The following is an 18,167-nucleotide window of genomic DNA, read 5'->3' on the forward strand; positions in this document are numbered from 1 at the left end:
CAGCCCAGAACGCGCTCCGAAAGTTTATTGGACAGAACTGTCCAAAATACTCTAGGCTCGCACCATGGGCAGGAAGAAGACCTTCGACGAGCAGACGGTGATCAAGGACGCCATCGCCGTCTTCAGCGAACACGGTTACACCGGCACCGACGTCGGCCTGGTCTGCGAACGTGCGAACATCGGCCGCTCAAGCTTCTACAACACCTTCGACAGCCTCGATGCCCTGTTCCTGCGGGCACTGCGCGAATACACAGGTTCCGGAACCTCGCTTCGTGAGGAGCTGCGCACAGGAACAGCACCGGCTCCAACGCTCATCATGCACCGCCTCGGCGGGGAACTGGCCAAACAGTGCGAGGACGATAAGCGAATCGGATGCTTGTCGGCCAACACCGCGGCCGAACTCGGACGCGACGTCGACGCGGTGTGCACGATCCTCGATCCCGACCGCCGGGCCTGGCTGGAAACTTACAGCATCGTCCTCGAGCGCGGACAGGTCGAGGGCCACATCCGCCCCGATGTCGACACGAAAGTGCACGCGGAGCTCATCCACAGCGTCCTCGCCGGATTGAGGATCGCTGCTCGGGTCATGCCTGCTGACAACGTCCAGGCTCAGGCGAACGCGTTCATCGAAGCACTGTGCACACCCGAGGGAATCACAGCACTTCACAACCACACGGCACCCCACACATATGACGGCAGAGCGCCCGGACACCTCATCTCTACCGAAGGCAGCGCACAGTGACGACTTCGACTCAGACAAGAGTCCGTGTCCCAGCTCAGGTCTACCTTCTGGCAGCAGTGATCTTCTGCCTCGGCACCAGCGAGTTCATGATCGCCGGAATCCTCGAGCCCATCAGTGCGGATCTGCAGGTCAGCATCCCACAGGCCGGCTTGCTCATCACCGGATTCGCGGTGGGGATGATCGGTGGGGCACCGGCCATGGCGCTGCTGACGCTCAAGCTTCCCCGTCGGGCCACGATGATCATCTCGATCATTGCGTTCTCCGCACTGCACATCTTGGCCGCGCTGTCGCCGAGCTATTCGATCCTCATGGTCACCCGCGTCCTGGCGGCCATCGCCTGCGGAGGGTTCTGGGCAGTGGCCGCTGTCCATACGACGCGCATCGCCCCCGCCGAGGTGCATGGTCGTGCCCTGGCCAGCCTCGTCGGCGGGCTGACCGTTGCCAACCTCGTGGGCGTGCCCTTGGGCACCTGGGTGGGTACGCAGTACGGATGGCGAGCGACCTTCTGGGCCGTCGCCATCGTCACCGCACTCGCCGCGGTCCTCATCGCGCTCACAGTTCGGAACCCGGCGCATGAAGACACCGAGTCAAGCCAACACCTGCCCACTCTCCTCAAGGCCGAGCTCGCAGCGTTCAAGGGCCCACGAATCTGGCTGGCACTGGCAACGACCGCACTCTTCCAAGCCTCGGTCTTCGCCGCATTCTCATATTTCTCGCCGCTGCTCACCCGAGTGGCGGGGATCTCACACGACCAGGTCCCCGGAGTCCTGGCTGCTTTCGGCATCGGTGCCTTCGTCGGAGTCATCGTGGGCGGACGCTTCGCCGATAGGAACATCTTCGGCAACATCATCGGCAGCCTCACGGCCCTGGCACTGAGTCTCTTCGCTCTGTGGCTGGTGGCCGATACCGGCTGGGCGGCGATCGTCATGATCGTCCTCATCGGTGCCAGCGGCTTCTCGATTGCGGGGGCGCTCAATTCCCGGGTATTCCAGATCGCCACACAGGCGCCGACCCTGGCGGCCAGCGTGAATACCTCGGCGTTCAACGTCGGCAATGCCGTCGGGCCTGCCCTCGGCGCCGCAGTCATCGCATTCGGATGGGGGTTCAAGGCTCCCGTCGTCGTCGCGATCGTCCTCGCGCTGGCCTCCCTCATCGTCGTCGCGGCTGCGATCCGAGTCGAACGAGTCTTGACCGCTCGTATCGGTGTCGCGACCCCTGAAGAATCCTCAGACGCTGTCGCCTGACGCCTCCGATTCGGAGTACTCCCGGAGCAGCTGCTGAAGCCGATCGGTCATGAAGCGGTAGTACGCCTCCATCTGTTCGACCCGCCGACGCTGGACATGTGGCAACGTTCTGCCCTGATCCTGCACCGACTCCGCGAAATCCAGCAGTTGAGTCGTTGCCCGATACTGGTGGTCCAGGCATCCGATCCACGCGTCTGACCTCCAGCGATAGACAAATTGCCGCTGTCCCGGTTCTTTGAACCGTTCGATCACGCCGTTGTCGATGAGCAACCTCGTGGTCTCCGAGACAGAGCCTTTGCTCGCATCGAGAGCGTCTTGGAGCTGGGCCATGCTCAGCGGTGAATCACTGAGCATGAGAACGCCCGCCGCGCGACCTGCCATCGGGGGCCAGTTCATGGCCTCGCCGATCCGATGACTGAAACTCTCGATCAGCGACGCCTTCGCTGCCCGGTCATCTGTGTCTGCGAGCGCCGCCACGTCGAACTCCTTCATAACAATTCATTACTGAATGAACATTCACTGTTGACTGAATGTTGTGATGTACGTCATTGTAGTTGAAGAGCGGAACAATCCGCCACCCACTCCCAAGCTACCCGTTCTCAAGGAAGATGTGACGTGAAAGAAGACAACTGGGACATCATCGTCATCGGCGCCGGCTCAGCAGGGGCGGCATTCGCGGTTCGATCGGCGGAGGAAGGGAAGCGTGTCCTCCTCATCGAAGCCGGGCATGACTATCGGTCGGCAGAGATGCACGAGGCGTGGAGATCACCGAACCCTGCAGTCGCGATCATGGAACCCGACGCCATAGAAGGAATGATGTGGACCGGTCTCAACGCAACCCGCACCGATTCTCAGCCCGAAGCAATGTACTGGAGAGGAAAGGGCGTGGGAGGAAGCTCGTCGGTCAACGGGCAGATTGCGATCCGTCCGCCGCTCGAGGATTTCGACGAATGGTCGAGGTCCGGGTGCGAGGGGTGGTCGGGTGCTGAGGTCCTGCCCTACTTCTCCAAACTCGAGAACGACGAAGACTTCGGCGCGTACGAATTTCACGGCGATTCCGGGCCCACTCCCATCTACCGCGCGCCGCGCAACAGGTGGGGCGCAGTGGACACGGCACTGGCCGACTCAGCGTTGGCCGCCGGCCACCCCTGGGCCGCCGATGTCAATGCACCGCAGGCGACAGGTGTCTCTCCATACCCCATCAATTCTCATGATTCGCGCCGCGTCAGCGTCAACGACGCCTACCTCGAAGGCGCACGTGGGCTGCCGACTCTCACCATCCTCGGCGAGGCGACCGTCGACCGCATCCTCTTCGAGAACTCGCGCGCGGTCGGTGTCAGCCTGCTCACCGGGGAGAACTCCGAGACTCGGTATGCGGACACCGTCGTCCTCAGCGCCGGGGTCATCCACTCACCGACGATCCTCCTACGATCTGGCATCGGCCCACACCACCAGCTGGAGTCTCTGGGCATCGACGTCCTCGCCGACCTTCCTGTGGGACAGGGCCTGCAGGACCATGCGATGGCGTCTATCACCCTTCCGCTCAATGACTCCTCGGGCATCTCGTCACCGGACGATCGCCACACGAATGTGTGCGTGCGCTGGTCCAGCGGCCCAGAAGAGGGGACCGAGATAGTTAGATACAACGATCTGATGTTCGTCTCGATGAACCAGAGCGTGATCTCCATGGCGACGGCGAACACAGGCGCCGAATACGGCGCCTTCGGGGTCTGGCTCAACCAGGCCGACTCCCGCGGCACGGTCACGTTGACTTCAGCTGACCCCCACGCACAACCTGCGGTCGCAGAACGGATGCTCTCCGAGACTGGCGACCGTGCCCGACTCCGTGCCGGTATCCGGGCCGCAGTGAAACTGCTCGAACAGGACGCGACGCAGGCCATCCTCGGAGGATCCGTGAAGGACTGCAATGAAGAACTCTTCTCTGTCCTCGACGACGATGACGCACTGGATGCCCACCTGCTGACCACTGTCGCCGATGCCCAGCACGGAACGAGCACCTGCCGCATGGGACGTGCCGATGATCCGACCACCGTCGTCGATTCCGACTGCCGAGTGCACGGGATCGAGAACCTCTACATCGTCGACGCATCGATCTTCCCCTCGGTGCCACGGGCCAACACGAACCTGGCATCGATCATGGTCGGCGAGCTGATGGCCGACCGCATCGACTGACCAGGGCACGGGCTGACTCCGGCGCAGCCACCAACCTTTTCCCATCTTCAGAGGAGACACGACAATTGTGAAGACACTGCAGAACTACATCGGCGGCACCTGGACCAGCTCCCAGGACCCGAACCGATTGACTGTGATCAATCCATCGACCGAGGAATCGGTCGCCGAATTCCCGCAAGGGGCGGCAGCCGACGTCGACCTGGCAGTCGCCTCGGCGAAGACAGCCCAATCCGCGTGGATGGCACTGACGGTCGAGGACCGCGTGGCCCGGATCATCCGATGGGCGGATCGGATCGAGGAACACACCGACGAACTGGCCGAACTCGAATGCCGCGAGATGGGCAAACCCGTGGGCATCGGCCGCAGCTTCATCGCGGCCGGCGTTGGCGGGCTGAAGGCCTCCGCACAGGAGGCGCTGACATACGCATTCGACGCCTCCACCGACGATCCCGACGGGGGTCGCACTCGAGTCATCCGCCAACCGGTCGGCGTGGCCGCCGTCGTGACACCGTGGAACTTCCCCGTCACGATGGTTCTAGGCGCTCTGGGCCCCCTGCTTGCGGCCGGAAATACTGTAGTGATCAAGCCCTCGGAACGCTCACCACTGTCGACAGTGCGACTGTTCGAACTGCTCGACCTTCCCGACGGCGTCCTCAACCTCGTGCTCGGCGACGTCCACGCCGGTGAACCGTTAGCAGGCCACGACGACATCGATCTGGTCCACTTCACCGGTTCAGTGTCCGCTGGGAGGAAGGTCGGTGCCGCGTCAGGACAGGCACTGCACCGTGCAGTTCTCGAACTGGGTGGAAAGGATCCCGTCATCGTCGACGAAGACGTCGATGTTCGGGCGACCGCTGAGGCGGTGGCCTTCGGCTCGTTCGTCAATACGGGACAGATCTGCACATCGATGGAACGCATCTACGTGCATCAGGCCATTGCTGAGGAATTCGTCGTCGAGTTGGTCAAGGCAGCCGAAGCGTACGCCTTCGGCGATGGCCTGCAGGCGGACGTGATGATGGGACCCCTGGTCGACGAGAGGCAGCGGAACATCGTCGGTGACCAGGTGAGCGATGCCGTAGCGAAAGGTGCCACGGTGCGAACAGGAGGTGAAGTCCCCGCCGGGCACGGGTTCTTCTATCCGGCAACTGTCATCACCGATGTCGACTCTTCGATGTCGGTCATGAGTGAGGAGACCTTCGGTCCCATCGCTCCAGTCTCGGTCGTGTCCTCATTCGCCCAGGGGCTCGAGCGTGCGTCGGAATCATCATTCGGACTGGCTGCCACGGTGTACTCGCGCAATGCCGATCACATCGCTCTGGCTGCCAGCATCCCCGCGGGCGTCGTGTGGGTCAATCAGTGGCAGGGCGGTAGCGACGTGCGAACCTATGAGCCGGCCCGAGCCAGCGGCATGGGAGCCACCGGCACGACAGCTGCCTATTACTCAGCTACACGACCATTCACAGTGCACATCGCCCCGGACAGGTCTTGAGTCAACTCAGTCGACGACCGTCTGTCGGTCGTCCCCGGCCCGCTCGAACCGCAACAAGGTCATTCCGCCGGGAAACGCTCGCACCTCGGTGTTCGTCCAGATCTCCGTGTTGAAGTCGGACTCAGAGCCCCACAGCGGCACACCCGTGCCGAGGGTGAGAGGACCGAGTTTGATGATGAGCTCATCGATCTCCGAACGCAGGCTCGAGGCCAGCGTTCCGCCGCCGACGAGCCAGATGTCCTTGCCCTGCTCACCCTTGAGATCGCGGACCCGTCCTACGGGATCATCGCTGACGATTTCGACAGCGGACTCCGGGTAGGCCCCGAGCGTCGAAGAGACGACGAGATGCCGCAGGTGAGGGTAGGCGTCGGGCAGTCCTGTGGCCAGGCCGAGTTCGAAGGACCGGCGTCCCTCGATGACTGTGTCGAAGTGGAGTCCCGGGCCCGCAATTCCCATCGCGTCTCTGGCTGGTCCAGGCAGGGTTTCGGGATAATCGGTGCGAATGAAGTCGATGTAGTCATCGGTGATGGGCCACCATCCGCTGGGGTCGCCGCCATCCGGGCCGGCGATGAAGCCGTCGATTGAGAGTGCGACGAAGTACTTCAGTCGGCGGTGCTGGGGCATCATTGCTCCTCGGCGTCTCTGAATCACTTCGGCGTTTCTGAATCAGTCTAGACCAGCGTCCCCGCGGGCTGGAGCTTCTCACGGGTGCCTTTCTGTCCTCCCTGACCCTCGCCGCCCTTCTCGACCTTCCAGGGCTTGACCCAGGTCATCGCCTCGGACACGAGGACTTCGCCGCAGGAGCTGCAGACTTCACCCTGGGTCGTCTCCTGCCCACAGGTGTCGTGGATCATCGGCATGTGTGCGCCGCCGGTCGGCATAGTGGTGTGCTTCTCGCCCCAGACCACGAGCTGCTGAAGGATCGGCAGCAGATCGGCCGCGGCCTCAGTGGCGGCGTAGCCCTGACGGGTGCGTGCCCCATCCTGATAGTCGACTCTCTCCAACAGACCGGCCTCGACCATCGAGTGCAGACGCCTGCTGAGGACCGCCTCGGAGATCCGCAGATTCTCGCGCAGTGTGTCGAAGCGTCCGTGTCCGTGGAGCACGTCGCGGACGATGAGCAGCACCCAGGGATCGCCGAGCACGTCGAGAGAGCGCCCGACGGGGCAGAGCGCCTCGGACCAGTCGGATCTCAACGCCATGAGCGTTACCTTTCTTCAGAGAAGTCTGGTTATACTGCCTCCAGTATAACTTCTTTCAAGAAAGTATGAGGGATCGATGTCGACCACTCCAGTGGGCCCCCCTGGCGCCATGACGAGCAAGCGTCGCCGCATCCACCCCGCCTGGTGGGTGGCCGCAGTCGCGTTCCTCGCACTGCTCGCCGCGGCAGGTTTCCGGGCAGCCCCGGGCGCGCTCATGATCCCGCTCCACAATGACTTCGGCTGGTCGATGAGCGTCATGTCCCTGGCAGTCAGCGTCAATCTCATCCTCTACGGGCTCACGGCCCCATTCGCCGCGGCACTCATGGATCGCTTCGGAATCCGCCAGATCGTGGCGCTTGCTCTCATCCTCGTCGCAGCGGGCGCCGGGGGCAGCGTGATCATGACCGCCTCGTGGCAGCTGCTCGTCTTCTGGGGGCTGCTCATCGGGCTGGGTACTGGGTCGATGGCCATGGTCTTCGCCGCAACCATCGCCAATCGGTGGTTCATCCGCCGCCGAGGACTGGTCATGGGCATACTCACCGCCGGCTCGGCCACCGGCCAGCTGATCTTCCTGCCTCCTGTCGCCGCGATCGCGGAGTCGACGGGGTGGCGTCCGGCTTCTCTGCTCATCGCGGCAGCGGCTCTCGTGGCCGTGCCGGTCGTGTGGTTCGTCCTCCGCGACCGTCCAGAGGACCGCGGTGTCCTGCCCTATGGCGCCGATCCCGAGACCTATATGCCCGACGAGCGGCCCACAGGCGGAGCCGCCAAGCGCGCCTTCGCCGGCCTGACCTTCGCTGCTCGACATCGATCGTTCTGGGCTCTGGCCATTGCGTTCGCCATCTGCGGGGCGACGACCAACGGTCTCATCGGCATTCACTTCATCCCGTCCGCACACGACCACGGCATGCCGACGACCACAGCGGCGGGCCTGCTCGCGGTCGTCGGGATCTTCGATATCGCCGGAACCGTGTTCTCCGGGTGGCTGACCGACAAATTTGACCCGCGCATCCTTCTGCTCACCTACTACACCTTCCGCGGCGTCGGACTCCTGCTCCTGCCCTGGCTGCTCTCGGACATCGTGCATCCGTCCATGGTGCTCTTCATCGTCATCTACGGCCTCGACTGGGTCGCGACCGTTCCGCCCACCTCGGCGCTGTGTCGTGAGGTCTTCGGCGATCGAGGCACGATCGTCTTCGGCTGGGTCTTCGCAGCGCACCAGCTCGGCGCCGCGGCTGCAGCCTTCGGCGCCGGTGTCATCCGCGATGTCTTCGGCGAATACACCTATGCCTGGTGGGGCGGGGCCGTGATGTGCGCTGTCGCTGCCGCCCTGTCATTCGCGGTCAGACGCAATCGTCAGGCACGTGAGAGGACAATCGTCCCCGCCGAGGCGGCTGCTCAGGTGACATCGTCGACCGAGGACTGAGCCACACCCGTTTCATGCGAAGACGGGTCCCCACAGTTCGACCCGATTGCCCTCTTGTCTCACGATGGAGAGGGAATTGCCGGGCCTTTCCGCGTGTTGTCATACTTAGGTGAATCTATTCACGAGAGGACGTCCTATGAGCAAGTTCGCAGTGACAAACGCCAACACCGGTGAGGTTGAGGAAGAGTTCGCTTCCGTCACGAAGGAAGAGATCCCCGGTTACATCGATCGTGCCCACGAGGCTCACCTTTCGTGGAAGGAGACGCCGCTCCATGAGCGCGCGACGATCCTCCGGAAGTTCGCCGACCTCGTTGATGCCAATGCCGACGAGATGACCGACATCATCGGCCGCGAGATGGGCAAGGTCAAGAAGCAGGGCCTCGGTGAGGTGGACAAGGTTGCTCGCACGGCACGGTGGATGGCCGACAACGCCGCCACCCACCTGGCACCCACACACCTCGCAGCAGCGGGTGCGGCCAGCAGCTACGTCCGCCACCAGCCGCTGGGCGTTCTGCTGGGCATCATGCCGTGGAACTTCCCCTATAACCAGATCGCCCGCTTCGTGTTGCCCAACCTCATGGTCGGCAACGCGATCATCATGAAGCAGGCCTCGATCTGCCCGAAGTCCTCGCAGTACTTCGAAGATCTCCTCACCGAGGCGGGTCTGCCCAAGGGCGTGTACCAAAACATCTACCTCGACAGCTCCCACGCCGAGGAGGTCCTCAAGGACTTCCGCGTCAAAGGCTTCTCCCTCACCGGCTCCGAGGGTGCCGGCGCCTCCGTGGCCTCCATCGCCGCGAAGTACTACAAGCGCGCCGTCCTCGAACTCGGCGGCAATGATCCTGCCGTCGTCCTCGATTCGAAGGACGTTCCGGCACTGGCCAAGAAGCTCGTCGGCCTGCGCCTGGCGAACGCCGGCCAGGTCTGCACCTCGCCGAAGCGCATGATCGTCGTCGATAGCCTCTACGACGAATTCCTCGCCGAGGCCGTCAAGGCCGCCGAGGCGACGAAGGTCTCGACCTTCGATGACCCCGAGGTCGGCATGGGCCCGGTCTCCTCCGAGGGTGCTCGCGATGACATCGTGGCCATGATCGACAAGGCCGTGTCCGATGGTGCCACGCTGCACACCGGTGGCAAGAAGCTCGACCGTCCGGGCTGGTTCATGTCGCCGGCCGTGATCTCCGACATCGATCCGAAGTCGGACCTCGGCTGCAACGAGCTCTTCGGCCCCGCGGTCATGGTCTACCGGGCTAAGGACGAAGAGGATGCGCTGCGTTTGGCCAATGACACCGAATACGGCCTCATGAGCTCGGTGTGGACCGATGACCTCGAGAAGGGCGAGGAATTCGGCGCCAAGATCAATGCCGGCATGACGCTGATCAACTCCCACATGGAATCGGGACCCGAGTACCCGTTCGGCGGAATCAACCGCTCGGGCTACGGCCGCGAGAACGCACAGTGGGCCTTCCAGGCGTTCACCAACGAACACCTCATCCGCGTCCACGCCTGAGGACCAGACCTCACAACTGAATAGATGAAGGTCCCGCTGGCAACGTCCATATCGTTGCCGGCGGGACCTTCTTTACGAGCGCTGTCTCAATAGCTTCTCGAGTGGGCCTCCGTAGGTACTTCTCAAACCCTAGCAAGCCGCTCGGTACGCTGATTTCCCGTGTTCTCAAGGGTTCAGAACGTCGTCGGCGTCAAGCTTCGGGGGCGCGATTCGCCGATCAGCGCGGTCCGGTGCGAGAAAGTTCGCGGCAGTCTCAAACCCGTTTGAGCGCCTCGAATCGAGCCGAGGTCGCGGCCTGTTACGCCACTGGCGTGCCAGTTCGGGAATTGGCGGCGAGGTTCGGCGTGCATAGGAGTTCGGTTCGCGCGATCGCCGAGCGGGCCGGACTTGAAGCGCGTCGCTCCACGCACTCGGACGCAATCCGCGCGGAGGCGGCGGGTCTATACGCGGACGGCCTGACGCTGGCCCAAGTCGCCGCACAGCTCGGGATCAGCGATGAGGCCGTCCGGGCCGCCGTGCTCGCTTGCGGAGGTACGATCCGGCCCCGTGGCCGTCGTCGCGAGCAGGTCTGAGCGCGTGGAACCGGGGTGTTCGGCTGTCAGGCCATCACAGCCGGCGCACGATGCGCGTCAGCGTCGGTCGTGTAGGCACTACCGGCAGGTTCGCGTCGGGCAGCGACTGCCTCGCGGATGCGGACGCGGATCAGCAGGACGAGGCTGATCGGGCCGATCAACAGCATCTTCAACGCGCACCAGATCGCCCACAGCACGGCCACGTGAAGCCAGCCGGGACCGCCGTCCTCAATGAACTGGACGCAGATGCTCGCGATCAGCAGGTACGGCACGGCGAGTAGCATCGCGGGAACGCCCCACTTCAACCCCCGGCGAGTGCGGATCGCGTCGAGCAGGATGTTGGTTGGCATGTAACGCCGCAAGAAGCACCGGGTGTGGATGCTCGCGGTCCAGATCAGGCGGATCATGGTCTCGTTCCTCTCCATCGCACAGCTATGTCCGAGCGAGGCGGTGCGTTGAAGAGTGACCCAGGGGCCTACCGCGAGCGGCGCGTTACAGAGGAGAAATCCGCCTCACCTACGAGGTTACGCCCGATCTCTGAGGGATGGAAGAAGGGAAGGGGGACGGGGGCGGAGGGTGTTCTCGCCGTGCTCGCCAGCATCATCGCGGCCTCCGCCGATTGGGCAGAGGCACCAGGCGAGAACGTGGGGCTGTGTCGGTGTCCTTCAGTAGTCTTGTCTCATGGAAGACCTCGTGCTCACCGCCAGCGACGATCACGTCGCACGTCTCGCGCACGAGGGCGACCCCGTACGTGCCGTCATTGAACTGATATGGAACGCGGTCGACGCCGAGGCCACGACTGTCACAGTCGACATGGAACGCAGTTCGATGGAGGCCATCGACCAGGTGCGTGTCGAAGACGACGGTCACGGCATCAGTTCCGACGAAGTTGCCGCGACGTTTGGTCGCATCGGGGGCTCCTGGAAGTCTCTCAGCGAGAAGTCCAAGAACGGCAAGAGGCAACTGCACGGGAAGCTCGGCGAAGGGCGCCTGCGCGCGTTCGCGCTCGGGTCCCGCGTGAGCTGGGTCAGCATCAGCGACAACACCGCCGGCCAGCGGGAGCAGATCACGATCACCGGTAGCCGGAGCAGTCGTGACCGGTTTCGGTGGGATACTGCTCCGTTCACCGCCGCTGCGACCGGTACCATTGTGACTGCTCGCAACGATGAGCAACGGTCGCTGGGTGCGCTTGACGCCGATGACGTAATTGCGACGCTGCGATCGCACTTCGCACCGCTCCTCCTCAACGATCCGTCGCTAACGATCGTCTACGACGGCTCTGCATTGGACCCATCACAAGAGGTAGTCGACGACGCGACATTGCCGCTCGACTTTGGTGAGAACGGTGCGCACCGGGCCACCATGCGGATCATCGAATGGCGCACCGGCAAGCACCGCGCTGTCTACTTCGGTCCCGATGCCGATCACTTCCCGTTCGAGACCTCAGGCTCCGCCTTCGAAAGCCAGTTCGCCTACTCCGCCTACGTGACATGGGACATGCTCGGCATTGAGGAGCTTTCCGCACTTGGCCTTGGTGACATGGCGCCAGATGAAGTCGGTGAACTATGGACCGCGGCTCGGGAGGCGATTCGCGACCACTTCAACGCGCGTCGGCGTGAACGACGACGCGAACAGGTCGAGCACTGGAAGGAAACCGGGGTATACCCCTATAGGAGCGAGCCCGCGAACGATATGGAGCGCGCGGAACGAGCCGTGTTCGACGTCGTGTCCGGCTCTCTTGTGCCTCACATCTCCAAGACCAAGAACCAAGCGCAGCTGACGCTCGAACTGCTCCGCGACGCGATACGCCACGATCCGGAGAAGTTGACGACGATCCTGCATGAGGTTGTCGCCCTCAATGAAGCTGATCGTGACACACTCACCAAGCTGTTGAGCGAGACCACGCTGTCCGCGATCATTCGATCGGCCAACGTGGTCGCGAGCCGCCACAAGTTTCTTGTTGCGCTGGAGCATCTGCTCTTTGATCCGGACGATTCCGGAAAGGTGGGTGAACGAGACCATCTTCACAAGGTGCTCGAACACGAACTATGGGTCTTCGGTGAGTCCTATCACCTCATGAGTACCGAGCGGAGCCTGACCGAGCTGCTGCGAAATCATCTCAAGCTCGACGGCCTTCCGACGAAGGACGTTGCCACGGTTCGTCGGTGGGATGGCAAGACCGGGCGCACCGACCTACACCTCGCAGCCAGGAATAAGGAGCACGACCGGATCAGGCACCTCGTGGTCGAGTTGAAAGCTCCGGACATCACCGCATCGCGTAGGGAACTCGATCAAGTCGAGGACTACGCCAACGCGATCCTGTCGACCGCTGCCTTCACCGGCGACCGAACGAGCTGGGACATCATCCTGGTCGTGACCGACTATGACGACCTCGTACGTCGCCGAATCACCGGGGAAGATCCGGATATCGGCCTGTTCTTCGATCCGCAGAAGGAGCAAGGGCGACCGCTCGTGCGCGCCTACGTCCGACGCTGGCGCGAAGTCATCGACGAAAACAAGCGACGGCTGGAGTTCATGACACATGCGCTTGAGCACGACCCCTCGATTACCGAAGGACTCCAGTACGTTCGTGACGAGTACAGCGACTTGCTACCTGAAGAATTGCGAGTATCTGGCCAAGAAGAGGACGAGCCCTCATCGGTCGTTACACCAGCCGGTGCGCATCTTGGGTGACTGAGCGCTGAGGGGGGATATCTTCCTCACGAGTAGGAGCTTGCGTCAACTGAATGGCGCGATCAAGCGCGGCCTTTGCGCGAGCCGCGTCAATCTTCTGCGCCGTCGTCTCCGGTGCCGACCCGACGGGTGAGTCGTCGGTGATGCTGTACCGGTCCCGATACGCGGCGACAGTGCGTGCGGCACGCTTCCAGGCCGCGGCTTTCCTCGGGTCGCGAGGAGGCACGCCGAGCAGCTTTGTCCACGGCGCCTTCGAGTCCAGTGCGGTGTCGAGCACGGCATCGGCGCGTGTTCCGATCAACTCTCGCCGCTCATCCAATGCCTCGCGCATGTCGTCCGCCATCGGGCCGCTGGCGCGCGGGATGAGGCCGGCGATGAGTCGCGGTGCCTTCCGGGTGCGGCCCGAGCCGGCGGGCCGTGCTGTGGCGCGGGCGACGCGGTAGTGCAGGACGGAGGCGATGTCGTCTGCGTCATCGAACCCGCGTGCCGCGACCAGACGCGGGAGCAGACGGTCCATATCGTGGTGGTTGGCCTCGGCCCGGCGCAGTTCGGCGGTGAGCGCTCCGAACGCCTCCGAATCCACAGCGGCATCGGCCTGACTCTCGGTGAGACCCGAGGCACGGATCAAAGTCGCCCAGCGATCGCGTTGGGCTGTGGCAGCGATGGTCTCGTACTCGGCCGCGAGTTGGGCGAGCGAGCCCCACTGCTCGTGTTCAGCGGTGATGGTCTCGTGGGCAGACAGCTCTGCGCCAACGTGCTGGAGGACGCCGTAGAGCACGCTGCGCGCGGTGGCGTCGGGGTTGTCACCTGGATGCGGCTCTGTGTGGGCATCGTCCGCGCGGTCCAGGACCACATACGCCTGGTTGGAGTGCTTGCCGCGGGTCATGGCGACATAAAAGTTCTCCCGCGTGGTCGTCGGCCTCACCAGCACATGCGCGGTATCGACCGTGACACCCTGAGCCCGATGTGCAGTGACCGCGTACCCGAGATCGACATGCTCGGCCACGTACGACGCCGGCAGCACGATCGACCCGCCGAACTTGCGCCCGGTGGGACGGATCGTGACCGAGCCATCGTCGCGCACGTCTTTGATAGTCCAGGTGTCGCCGTTGCGAACCCAGTCCTTGCCGTTGCGAAGGCGCCGGTCGTTGCGACGGGTGATGACCGTGTCCCCGACCCCGGCGGTGGTGCCGTCGTTCAGCTCGACCTCGCGGCCGGGTGCGAGGGTGCCGTCGAGGATCAGGTCCGCGCGGGCACGGGTGTTGAGCGTGTTCACGTCGCGGGTCTCGGCGATCAGCACTGACACCGATCCGGAGTTGCGGTCGGCACGCCATGCGGCGTAAGCGGCATCGGTCATCGCCTCGGCGTCGCCTTCGTGGATGCGGCCATGGTCGAGGTAGGTGTCGATCACCTCAGTACGTCCATGCCGTAGCGCAAGGGATGCGGTCTTCTCCCAGGCGTTCGCGAAGCGGTGGACATCGACCAACTCGGGCGCATCGTCGCGGTCTCCCACGAGCAGTCCGAATGCGCCACCGGCGTCCATGGACTGGAGTTGGGCGAAGTCACCAACCAGCAGCACCTTCGCGCCCGCCTGCTCCGCAAGGTGCGTGATCCGGGCCAGGGACAGGGTGCCTGCCAGGGATGCTTCGTCGATGATGACGAGCTGCCCGGCCTCGAACGTCGTCCCGTGCACGAGGTGGCTGGTCCACCACTTCGCCGTGTTCTCCGTCGCGACGCCAAGGTCATCAGCGAGGACCTGCGCTGCTACTGCGGAGGGGGCCAGACCGACCACGGACCCGGAACCGTATTCGGCCTCCCACACCCTCCGCAACGCCGACATAGCCGTGGTCTTGCCCGCACCTGCCGGGCCGACGAGCACGTCGAGCACCCGCCCGGAGACGGCGATCTTCATCAGGGCGCCGGCCTGGTCCTCGCCGAGCATCCGTCCCTCGGCATCGGCGCGGGAGGTGATCGTTTCCACCGTGCCGACCGGGACCGTTGGGGCGGTGAAAGTACGGGATCGGTCGAGCAGCCGGTCCTCGGCCGCGAGCAACAGCTCGGAGGAGAACACGGTGGAGTGCTTGGGCCGGAACACACTGGTGCCGTCCACGCGCCGGAAGGCGGCTGGGCTGGAAGTGAGGTCGGGTGGAGTGAGTCGCAGCGACGCGTTCTCGGCGGCGTCGGCGACCATGCCGACGATTGCCTCCCGGTCCTGCATGGAGGCGAAGCGCCAGCCCATCGTCTGCCGGGACGCCTCGGCCATCAGGTTCCAACGGCGCCAGGTCGAGCGCTTCTCACCGACGACCTCGACCACTGCGGCCCCGAGTTCGGCGATGGTCTCCAGCGGCACGTCGTCGGCTCGCAGCAGCAGGGGCGTCTCGTTGTCGGTCACAGTGCGTGCCCACGTGGTGGCGTCCTGGCCGAGGATGCCGGTGGCGCGGGTGCGCCACTGCTCGGTCAGATCGGCGAGTGAATGGGCTTCCTTGGCCGGTCGGGTGCTGAGGGTGGCTTGGGCGCGCAGCTTCATGATCGTCACCGGTGACGGCCGACGCCCGCGCCTGTCGACGTATTCGGCGATGAGGCGGTCGGTCTCGGTGTCGATGTGCCGGGCGCGGGTGGAGAACGCCTGAACCAGCTCTTCCGGCACACCGGTTATTGCCCACGCCGGGTTGCGGTCCCGGCCCATGTCACGGGCCTCCCATTCGACGCCGAAGGCGCGGGTCATGTGATCGGCGAACACCGCCTCGTGCAACTCCGAAAGCGCGACAACGGCGGCGTGCATCGGCCGCCCATCCAAGCTCCGCCACTTCCCATCCAAGACGGTCTGGACCTTGTTGGAGATAACGACGTGGGTATGCAGGTGAGGATCGCCGGCACGGGAATCGAAGTGATCGAACGCCGTCGCCACCAGCCCGGTGACGTCGACCTGCGCAACAGCTCCGTCGCCGGCGGTTGCGCCGGTGCGGGTGGCTGCAACCTCGCGCTCCATGAACCCAACCACCTCCGCAACTGCGCGATGATGCGCCTCACCGATCAACGCCTGCGTCCCAGCATCAGCAACCGCCCACAGTGCCGAGGCGGACTTCGGAACCGAGAACGTGAAGTCGAACCCCGCAACCGCCCGCCGCGTCCCACGCGCACTCTCCTCAGCCTCGATCTGCGCGACCGCCTCACCTTTCGCACCAGGACTCATCGCCGGGTCGAGACCAGCCACGCGGGCTTCGATCCGCTCCGAAACAGACTTGTAGGCAGGGAACGCCAGACCGAGCGGGTCGCCGGTGAGCGGGTCCCGGCCCATGCCCATCAAGAGCTGAAGCTGGGCCTCCGACACCCGATCACCCACGGCAAGTCGGCCCGTGCCGAGGGAGGCCACCCCCGACCCAAGCCACTGGCCTGGCGGCGTGCCCGCCTCGGCGTAGTACCTCGTCAGCGGTGTCGAGAGTGAACGGTCACCATCGGCCGCAGCGACCGTGCGCAACAGGTACTTGTAGCCGTCGCCAGCCGACATAACCCGCATCGAGACCGTCATGCCGGTCAGGTGCGCACGGGTGGCGTTCGGGGTGGTCAACCCGAATGAGTCCATGCACCGTTCTCTAAAACCGCTCGGGGGTCAGTCATCTTGGATAGACGACGGTGTTCCTGGTCCGTGGTGTCGAAGCAGACGGCGGGTGAGTAGGGCGCCGGCGAAGACGGTGGCCGTGATGACGATCATGACGACGAGGTAGCCGGTGTCGAACGCAGCGTGCGCGGCCTCATGCAATTCGGGTGTGCCCTCGGGAAGTGCGAGGGCAGTGGTGAGGCTGTCTCTGGCGGCGTCGGGCGCACTCGGCGGGAGGCGGATCGTTGCGCTGTAAACCAGACCGATTAGGGTGCCGATGACGGCGACAGCGGTAAGGTTGCCGAACTCCCAGGAGACTTCTTCAACCGAGGCGGCCATGCCGGCTTGTCGGGAGCGTGCGTTGCCAACGATGGCGGTGGAGGCGACCGCAATGACCGCGCCGAGCCCCAACCCACTGATGACCAGCCCGATCACGAGCGCGAGCAGAGAGGCCGCGAATGTCATCACGCTGAGGGTCAGCCCGAGTCCGGCGAGGGCGAGACCGCCGGAAATCAGGAGGCGTAGCCCGGAGCGGTGCAGGATCACGCCACCCAGCAAAGCGGTGGGAACAGAGCCGAGCATGATAGCGCTGACCACGAGCCCGGACTCGATGGGGCTGAACTGGACCACCAGTTGGAGGCGTTGGACGGTGACAAGCTGAACACCGCCGATGGCGAACATGGTGACAGCCGCCGCGATCACCCCGGCCGTGAAGGCCTTGTTGGTGAAGATGGTGAAGTCCAGGAGCGGATGGGGCAGGCGACGTTGACGACGCGCGAAGAGTGTGAGCGCGACGGCTGAGACCATCACCGCGACAGCGATGAGCGACCATGCAGGACCGGGGTCGGCGAACTCCTTGATCGCCACGACCATGGCGATGAGCCCGATCATCGCCTGGATCGATGAGGTCAGGTCCCAGCGCTTGGCCGGATCGGGATCGTTGCTGGGCCGGATGAGCGCGGTGGCCGTCAGCGCGGCGACAACGATGGGGACGTTGATCAGGAACACCGCGCCCCACCAGAACGCCTGCAACAGAACACCGCCGACGATAGGGCCAAGGGCTGCGCCAACGATCGACACGGTGCCCCACACAGCGATGGCGATGTTGCGTTCTCGTTCGACGTGGAAGGTCACGCGGATCAGTGCCAAGGTCGCCGGCATCATGGTTGCTGCGCCGACCGCCAGGAGGGCCCGCGCAGCGATCAGCACTCCGGCCGTGGGTGCGAAAGTCGCCACCAGGGAGGCGGCGCCGAAGATGACCAGACCGGTGTGGAACATCCGCACGTGGCCGACCCGGTCACCGAGCGTGCCAGCCCCAAGCAGAAGCCCGGCCATGACGACTGGATAGGCGTTGACGATCCACAGGCTCGCCGACCCGTCGGCGCCGAGTTCACGGGTCAGGGTGGGCAGCGCGGTGTAGAGGACGGAGTTGTCCAAGGCGATCAGCAACAGGGCGCTGCTGACGGCAGCAAGCAGAGACCATCGTCTCCTACGCGACAT

The 18,167-nt window shown here is 64.3% G+C and carries 14 protein-coding genes and 1 pseudogene; 9 read left to right on the top strand and 6 right to left on the bottom strand.

What is annotated here, in order from left to right:
- Positions 1–64 precede the first annotated feature (64 nt).
- Complete coding sequence (locus BLT92_RS09295) at positions 65–742, top strand: TetR/AcrR family transcriptional regulator (protein WP_092105092.1); 678 nt, start codon at positions 65–67, stop codon at positions 740–742.
- Positions 739–1,986 carry a Cmx/CmrA family chloramphenicol efflux MFS transporter gene (locus BLT92_RS09300; protein WP_092105094.1) on the top strand — a complete coding sequence of 416 codons (1,248 nt, stop codon included), beginning with the start codon at positions 739–741 and terminating at the stop codon, positions 1,984–1,986. Before BLT92_RS09295 ends, BLT92_RS09300 begins: the two co-directional genes overlap by 4 nt.
- On the opposite strand, the gene BLT92_RS09305 is transcribed toward BLT92_RS09300, so the two are convergent.
- Complete coding sequence (locus BLT92_RS09305; RefSeq protein ID WP_092105096.1) at positions 1,969–2,478, bottom strand: GbsR/MarR family transcriptional regulator; 510 nt, start codon at positions 2,476–2,478, stop codon at positions 1,969–1,971. The two genes, BLT92_RS09300 and BLT92_RS09305, sit on opposite strands and share 18 nt — an antisense overlap.
- 123 nt (positions 2,479–2,601) lie before the next feature.
- Here BLT92_RS09305 and BLT92_RS09310 point away from each other — a divergent pair, with 123 nt between their 5' ends.
- On the top strand, positions 2,602–4,179 hold the full coding sequence (locus BLT92_RS09310) for a GMC family oxidoreductase (RefSeq protein ID WP_092105098.1): 1,578 nt from the start codon (positions 2,602–2,604) through the stop codon (positions 4,177–4,179).
- 67 nt (positions 4,180–4,246) lie between these two features.
- The gene (locus BLT92_RS09315) at positions 4,247–5,668 is read left to right on the top strand and encodes an aldehyde dehydrogenase family protein (RefSeq protein ID WP_092105100.1); all 1,422 of its coding nucleotides are present in this window, start codon (positions 4,247–4,249) and stop codon (positions 5,666–5,668) included.
- Positions 5,669–5,674: 6 nt separating this feature from the next.
- On the opposite strand, the gene BLT92_RS09320 is transcribed toward BLT92_RS09315, so the two are convergent.
- Together BLT92_RS09320 and BLT92_RS09325 are read right to left on the bottom strand one after the other, a co-directional pair.
- Entirely contained in the window at positions 5,675–6,295 is a 621-nt protein-coding gene (locus tag BLT92_RS09320; RefSeq protein WP_231939110.1) for a dihydrofolate reductase family protein, read from the bottom strand.
- Between the two features lie 44 nt (positions 6,296–6,339).
- Entirely contained in the window at positions 6,340–6,870 is a 531-nt protein-coding gene (locus BLT92_RS09325) for a winged helix-turn-helix transcriptional regulator (RefSeq protein ID WP_092105102.1), read from the bottom strand.
- A 76-nt stretch (positions 6,871–6,946) separates the two neighbouring features.
- Here BLT92_RS09325 and BLT92_RS09330 point away from each other — a divergent pair, with 76 nt between their 5' ends.
- From BLT92_RS09330 to BLT92_RS09340, 3 genes are all read left to right on the top strand, one after another.
- A complete protein-coding gene (locus BLT92_RS09330; RefSeq protein ID WP_197679693.1) occupies positions 6,947–8,293 on the top strand; it encodes an MFS transporter in 1,347 nt (448 codons plus the stop codon).
- A gap of 136 nt (positions 8,294–8,429) precedes the next feature.
- The gene (locus BLT92_RS09335; RefSeq protein WP_092105107.1) at positions 8,430–9,803 is read left to right on the top strand and encodes an NAD-dependent succinate-semialdehyde dehydrogenase; all 1,374 of its coding nucleotides are present in this window, start codon (positions 8,430–8,432) and stop codon (positions 9,801–9,803) included.
- A 230-nt stretch (positions 9,804–10,033) separates the two neighbouring features.
- Positions 10,034–10,375, top strand: coding sequence for a helix-turn-helix domain-containing protein (locus BLT92_RS09340; RefSeq protein WP_269457386.1), 342 nt, complete (start codon positions 10,034–10,036; stop codon positions 10,373–10,375).
- A 26-nt stretch (positions 10,376–10,401) separates the two neighbouring features.
- Here BLT92_RS09340 and BLT92_RS09345 read toward each other — a convergent pair whose 3' ends face one another.
- Positions 10,402–10,782 (bottom strand): hypothetical protein, encoded by a 381-nt coding sequence (locus BLT92_RS09345; RefSeq protein WP_092105111.1) that lies wholly within the window; start codon positions 10,780–10,782, stop codon positions 10,402–10,404.
- 274 nt (positions 10,783–11,056) lie between these two features.
- Here BLT92_RS09345 and BLT92_RS20830 point away from each other — a divergent pair.
- Together BLT92_RS20830 and BLT92_RS09350 are read left to right on the top strand one after the other, a co-directional pair.
- A pseudogene (locus tag BLT92_RS20830) lies at positions 11,057–11,386 on the top strand (ATP-binding protein); the annotation flags it as partial.
- A gap of 351 nt (positions 11,387–11,737) precedes the next feature.
- Positions 11,738–13,069: a histidine kinase gene (locus BLT92_RS09350; protein ID WP_231939152.1), complete on the top strand. Its 1,332-nt coding sequence runs from the start codon at positions 11,738–11,740 to the stop codon at positions 13,067–13,069.
- On the opposite strand, the gene mobF is transcribed toward BLT92_RS09350, so the two are convergent.
- Both mobF and BLT92_RS09360 read right to left on the bottom strand, forming a co-directional pair.
- Positions 13,041–16,598: a MobF family relaxase gene (gene mobF / locus BLT92_RS09355; RefSeq protein WP_172802666.1), complete on the bottom strand. Its 3,558-nt coding sequence runs from the start codon at positions 16,596–16,598 to the stop codon at positions 13,041–13,043. The genes BLT92_RS09350 and mobF overlap by 29 nt on opposite strands.
- An 81-nt stretch (positions 16,599–16,679) precedes the next feature.
- Entirely contained in the window at positions 16,680–18,167 is a 1,488-nt protein-coding gene (locus BLT92_RS09360; protein ID WP_092109053.1) for an MFS transporter, read from the bottom strand.

Source organism: Brevibacterium picturae (genome assembly GCF_900105045.1).
Taxonomy (GTDB): Bacteria; Actinomycetota; Actinomycetes; order Actinomycetales; family Brevibacteriaceae; genus Brevibacterium; species Brevibacterium picturae.

Coding starts and splice junctions, on each gene's coding strand:
- BLT92_RS09325 (WP_092105102.1), bottom strand. CDS start 6,870: ATGGCGTTGAGATCCGACTGGTCCGAGGCGCTCTGCCCCGTCGGGCGC.
- BLT92_RS09305 (WP_092105096.1), bottom strand. CDS start 2,478: ATGAAGGAGTTCGACGTGGCGGCGCTCGCAGACACAGATGACCGGGCA.
- BLT92_RS09350 (WP_231939152.1), top strand. CDS start 11,738: ATGCGGATCATCGAATGGCGCACCGGCAAGCACCGCGCTGTCTACTTC.
- BLT92_RS09330 (WP_197679693.1), top strand. CDS start 6,947: ATGTCGACCACTCCAGTGGGCCCCCCTGGCGCCATGACGAGCAAGCGT.
- BLT92_RS09295 (WP_092105092.1), top strand. CDS start 65: ATGGGCAGGAAGAAGACCTTCGACGAGCAGACGGTGATCAAGGACGCC.
- BLT92_RS09360 (WP_092109053.1), bottom strand. CDS start 18,167: ATGTCGCGTAGGAGACGATGGTCTCTGCTTGCTGCCGTCAGCAGCGCC.
- mobF (WP_172802666.1), bottom strand. CDS start 16,598: ATGACGGTCTCGATGCGGGTTATGTCGGCTGGCGACGGCTACAAGTAC.
- BLT92_RS09320 (WP_231939110.1), bottom strand. CDS start 6,295: ATGATGCCCCAGCACCGCCGACTGAAGTACTTCGTCGCACTCTCAATC.
- BLT92_RS09335 (WP_092105107.1), top strand. CDS start 8,430: ATGAGCAAGTTCGCAGTGACAAACGCCAACACCGGTGAGGTTGAGGAA.
- BLT92_RS09345 (WP_092105111.1), bottom strand. CDS start 10,782: ATGATCCGCCTGATCTGGACCGCGAGCATCCACACCCGGTGCTTCTTG.